This is a genomic window from Candidatus Symbiopectobacterium sp., assembly GCF_020054415.1.
Lineage (GTDB): Bacteria > Pseudomonadota > Gammaproteobacteria > Enterobacterales > Enterobacteriaceae > Symbiopectobacterium.
The window spans coordinates 1-1,231 of the sequence record NZ_JAHWCO010000280.1; the positions used below are offsets into that span (position 1 = coordinate 1).

Below are 1,231 nucleotides of genomic sequence, written 5' to 3' on the forward strand. Positions count from 1 at the left end.
CTGAGCAGCGAATAGTCTGGACAATGCAGCGACAATTTAATCAGTTTAAAAATCGAGTCAACAAAGCCCTGTAAAGCCCTCAATGAAAGGCCAAACACGCGTTTCATCATCAGGACTGTGGTGATGGCCATATCTGAGTATTGGAGCGGTCGTCCACGCCGTTCATTAGTGTTTTTTTCCGTACATGAATCAATTGCTGATTCATATATCCATTCGGTTAGAGAACCGCGCTGCTTGAGGGCCTTGTTATAAGAGGGCCAGTTGGTGATTTTAAAATTTTGTTTTGCCATGGAGACCTGATTTTGAAACAACTGCGGTGATCTGCTCCGATGATTACCCAAAAGTTCTATTCATTCAACAAAGCCGCCATTTTGTAAACGGCCATAATACATGGTTCACCTCGAGTTAAAAATTTTTTCTGACGGGTAAAATTTTGCAGATTGGCGGTCAGATCGCATACACTTGGCTTAACACAGGAGGATCCGCTATGGGCCAAGTCGCATTTGATACTCAAGAGTTCGTCGAAAAGCTGGAAAGCTCTGGTCTTAATAGAGAGCAGGCCAAGGCCATAACCCTTGTCGTGCGTCAGTCCCATGAGGTTGCAGACCTTGCTACCAAGCGTGACCTTGAAGACGTGCGCAAAGAGATGCAAGCCCGCTTTGAAAAGACCGACGCGCATATAGCCGATGTCCGTAAGGACCTATCCGCAGAGATAGCCGATGTCCGTAAGGATATTGACGCTCGCTTCGAAAAGAATGAAGCTCAGATACAGGCTCGCTTCGAGAAGACCCAGGCGCAGATAGCAGATGTCCGTAAGGATATTGGTCAGATAGATAAACACCTAGATTTCGCTGAGAAACGATTTGACCGTCTTGAAATTAAATTTGACCGTCTGCAATGGTTCTTGCTGGCTGGTATTCTGAGTTTGTTGTTTAAAGACGTACTTCCGAAACTGTGGGGCGGTTAAAGATGTCTGGTAGTGATTTCTATCACTAGTTTCCATACCTCAAATGCCATGGCGAAGCCAGCGGTCAGACCAAACCCTATCACCCAGGATAATGTCAGCGTGGATAATACGAGAGCGAGTGTTTTATTTGTATTAGTCGAGACTAGATCTGACACTGGACCTTGAAAGGTTGAGAGTTACCGGTTTTGATATGGGTGTCTAATCCTTAAACAAAACGCGAGGTAACTCTCATGCTTCATACTAACAATCCCATTATCAAACACA

General features: G+C 45.0%; 3 protein-coding genes. 2 read left to right on the forward strand and 1 reads right to left on the reverse strand.

Annotated features, from left to right (window positions below; all coding sequences use genetic code 11):
- The coding region (locus tag QZ506_RS08030) for a transposase (protein ID WP_291970259.1) at positions 1–290 on the reverse strand (290 nt) is incomplete at its 3' end.
- Here QZ506_RS08030 and QZ506_RS08035 point away from each other — a divergent pair.
- Positions 284–409, forward strand: a complete 126-nt coding sequence (locus QZ506_RS08035; RefSeq protein WP_291970261.1) for a hypothetical protein — start codon at positions 284–286, stop codon at positions 407–409. The genes QZ506_RS08030 and QZ506_RS08035 overlap by 7 nt on opposite strands.
- A 78-nt stretch (positions 410–487) precedes the next feature.
- Positions 488–967 (forward strand): DUF1640 domain-containing protein, encoded by a 480-nt coding sequence (locus tag QZ506_RS08040; RefSeq protein WP_291970263.1) that lies wholly within the window; start codon positions 488–490, stop codon positions 965–967.
- The last annotated feature ends 264 nt before the right edge of the window (positions 968–1,231 follow it).

Excerpts from the sequence above, each read along its gene's own strand:
- QZ506_RS08040 (WP_291970263.1), top strand. The coding sequence starts at position 488 with ATGGGCCAAGTCGCATTTGATACTCAAGAGTTCGTCGAAAAGCTGGAA.